This is a genomic window from Aeromicrobium sp., from assembly GCF_049587115.1.
Lineage (GTDB): Bacteria > Actinomycetota > Actinomycetes > Propionibacteriales > Nocardioidaceae > Aeromicrobium.
This window is the reverse complement of record NZ_JBAVDI010000011.1, coordinates 1-3,426: the sequence shown is the minus strand read 5'-3', so window position 1 is coordinate 3,426 and position 3,426 is coordinate 1. Positions and strand designations below refer to the sequence as shown.

Below are 3,426 nucleotides of genomic sequence, written 5' to 3'. Positions count from 1 at the left end.
GTTCGGGCCCCTGCGGGGACTCACCAGGGGGAAGCCACCAGCAGCTCGACATTGCGGTCGCTGGCTTGTCCCCGACCCGCGTCGGTCCGGTGCTGGGGGTCATTGGCGGCGAGCTCTCGACCGAGTGCGGCGAGCTGCGTCGAATCCGCGAGGTTGCGGTACGACGGGGGGCCGGCGTGGTCGACCATCGTCGCGAAGATGGAGAGCGTGCCGTCGCGGTTGTCGCACACCTCGAGCAGCCGGGCCTGCTGCGGCCAATCAATGTGGGAGGCGGTGTTGATCTCCCAGAGGCCCCCGCCTCCCGGCCGCTTGTGGGCGGTGATCTGGTTGCGGTGGGTATGACCGTTGATCCAGGCGATGACGTTGGAGTGGCTCAGCAGACGCTCCAACACCTTCGAGCCGTTGACCCGGGCCTCGCGGTCCCCGCCGGTGGCGACCAGGATGTTCGTCATCGTGCTGGATGTGTGGTGGCTGAAGATCATCACCGCCCGTCCTCCCGAAGTGGCCAGCACCTTCTTCAACCAGGCGAACTGCGTCTCGTCGATCGACCCGTCCGCATAGCCGTTCGGGTTCACCGTGTCGAGCACGATGAATCGGCAGGCACCCCGGTCGAAGGTGTAGTAGGCGGTACCTCGGGCGCGGTTGTCGGCAGTGAAGCCGTGCCCGTCGCCGTGGACGAAGTGCTGCTCGATGACCTGTTGGCGGGTCAACAGCCGCCGGTTGCTGTCAGGGGTGACGGCGCGCACCGACGGCGTCAGCGCCAGAGACTGGATGAGCCCCAACATGTCCCCGGTCATCAAACTGTTGAGCAGCTCGGCAGGAGAGAGTCCGGCCGGCGGAGACACGAGCTTCAAGGGTCCCGTGGCGATCTGGCTGAGCTGGAGGTTCTGGGGAAAGTTGCCCTGGACCAGACCGTCGTGGTTGCCGAAGACCGAGAACCAGGGAACGTTCAGACCCTGCGCGCGGAACGGCCGACGGGCGGCGTCGAGCAGCCCCGGCACCGTCGGGAATCCATAGCGGCGGCGATAGACATCGTCGACCTTGCCAGCCGGAGTGCCGTGTGGGTGGTAGTAGGCGGGGTCGTAGTAGGTGCTGTCCGCATCTGCGACACCCTCGAACTTGCTCAGGTTGCCCGAGTCGACTCGCACTCTCGCGCCGTTGAGAAGCTGGATGTTCCAGCGCACCTCGTTGAGCTGCGAGTTGTCGGAGTTGTCGCCCGTCTGGATCGCTAGGGAGAGCGGTTTACCCGTCACCGGCCCGGCGCCGATCTTGTTGATCCGACGCACCATGGCGTCTGCGACCTGCCCCGACAGCACCTCCTGTGGACGGTACGCCGAGCTGAACAGCGTCGGCGGAATCGGCGACGGGTCGTCGAGCCGGTCGCTGTACTCCACCCGCAGGGGCGACTGAGCGTCGACCACGTGAACGTCGCTGAGCTGCGCGAACGCGATCAGCGGTCGTGGTCTGCGGCCGGGCGTGGCCCCGACCCCGAGGTCAGTGCGTCGCCGGTGGGTCTCGCCGGCGGCTCGGACGATCCGCCGGTAGCCACCGGCCCCCGCGGTAGGGCTCCTGACAAGCGTGGCGCGGGCCGTTGCCGCAGAGGCGGCCGTGGAGCCGGCCGCAGCGGCCGCTGGAGCAGCGGAGGTCGCGGCTGCGGTGGTAGATGCGCCAGCGGCGGTGACACCTCCCGCCACGGCGCCAGAACGAAAGAGGTTGCGACGGGTGATCTTCACCCTCGTTGAACGACTTGTTGTGACAGAGGTCACGCGCGGAGCGGTCAAGCAGTCCCGCGATTGACCAGGTCGACCGCCTCGTCGAGCGCGTCGACAAGATGCACATGACCCTCCATCGCCCGGCCGCGCGCGAGGCTTCGCAGCAGCGGCCACGCGGGCAAGGTCTCGGTCCAGTACTCCAAGCCCACCAGCACCATCGGTGCTACCGACGACTCATCGGCGTAGTAGTTCTCGCACGCGTCCTGGAAGATCTCCTGCACGGTGCCGCCGGCTCCGGGCAGGAACAGAATGCCGGCGTCGCAGACCTCCAGCAGGACCGCTTCCCGGTTGGGGTTGCCGAAGTACTTTGCGATGGCCGTCGCGAACACGTTGGGTGGCTCGTGGCCGTAGTGCCAGGTCGGGATGCCGAGTGAGTCGGCCGGATCCGCGTACCGGTCGCGCACCTCCATGGCACTCTGCGCCCAGGCGCCCACGGACGGGTGGTACGACGGCACCGCCGAGAGGCGGGCCGCCGCGTCGTCCAGTGCGGCGCGGGGTTGCTGGGACAAAGAGCCGCCAAGGTTCGCAGCCTCCATCGAACCCGGGCCGCCACCTGTCGCCACGACGTGCTGCTGCCCGAGCGCGTGACCGAGCAGCGCGGCTTCGGCGTACGACGGCTCACCACGCTGGACCGAGTGACCTCCCATCACCCCGACCAGGTGTCGGTCGCGGACCCATTCGGCGAGCGCGCTGTGGATGGCGTGGTCGTGGAGCGACTGGGCCAGCCGGCTCTCTGGGTCGGGAGAGCGTTCGGACCACGCGTAGGCACGGGCATCGAGGGACTGTGGGTAGTCCCGGTCGTCGTACAGCTCGTCGGCGGTGTAGAGCTCGAATCGATAGACGTCGACGGGAGAGTCGTTGATGTCGGGCAGCACCAGCCCGCCATCCCCCTCGACCCTCGCCGCGTCACCGGGGGCGAACGTGCAGCCGAGGAAGGTCGCCCCGCGCACCGAAGCGGCAGTCAGCTCCCTACCGCGATCGGTCAGGTCCAGCCGCCGCAGCCGCCAGCCCCTCATCGACCCGGTCCCAGCCCTTATCCGCTGGTCGAAGTCCGCGAGCGACTCGACGTGGACGACGCGGCCGCGGGTGCGTTTCACACCGGAAACCTACGCTGACCTGACGCCAGCCCCCGACGTGGAGTCTTCAGAAGGCATGTGCGATCAGCTCGCCGAACAGCGCGTGCTCGTCAGCGCTCTGCAGACCTTTCGACCGGAACCAGGCGCAGATGTTCGAGCAGTCGCGCATCAGGAAGTCCATGCCGGCGGCGTTGCCAACCAGGTCGACGATCTGCGGGAGATCGATGATGACGAGCCGCTCGCCCGCGGCCAGGATGTTGTAAGCCGACAGGTCACCGTGCACCAGACCCGCCTGCGCCATCGTCGCCATCGCCTCGCGCAGCTGGCCGAAGTACGACTGCAGCAGATCGGGCGCTGGCCGGGTCTGGGCCAGCCGTGGAGCGGTCTCGCCCTCGACAGCGATCCATTCCATCAGGATCTCGCTGCCATCGATCTGCACGGGGTAGGGGACTGGTAGGCCGATCGCGTGCAGCCTCTTGAGCGCGGCCCACTCCGAGCTGGCCCACTCACCTGCGGCCACGACCTTCCCCCAGGTGCTCTTGCGCTTGAGGGCGCGCTCGTCACGGGAGCGCTTCATG

3 protein-coding genes are annotated in these 3,426 nt (G+C 68.0%); all 3 read right to left on the bottom strand.

Annotated elements, in window-relative coordinates; genetic code table 11:
• Positions 1-20: 20 nt before the first annotated feature.
• The gene (locus WB461_RS01140; RefSeq protein WP_423850888.1) at positions 21-1,733 is read right to left on the bottom strand and encodes a TIGR03767 family metallophosphoesterase; all 1,713 of its coding nucleotides are present in this window, start codon (positions 1,731-1,733) and stop codon (positions 21-23) included.
• A 44-nt stretch (positions 1,734-1,777) separates the two neighbouring features.
• The gene (locus WB461_RS01135; protein WP_423850887.1) at positions 1,778-2,869 is read right to left on the bottom strand and encodes an LOG family protein; all 1,092 of its coding nucleotides are present in this window, start codon (positions 2,867-2,869) and stop codon (positions 1,778-1,780) included.
• Between the two features lie 46 nt (positions 2,870-2,915).
• Positions 2,916-3,426, bottom strand: a 511-nt coding sequence (locus WB461_RS01130; RefSeq protein WP_423850886.1) for an RIO1 family regulatory kinase/ATPase, incomplete at its 5' end; no start/stop codon positions are given.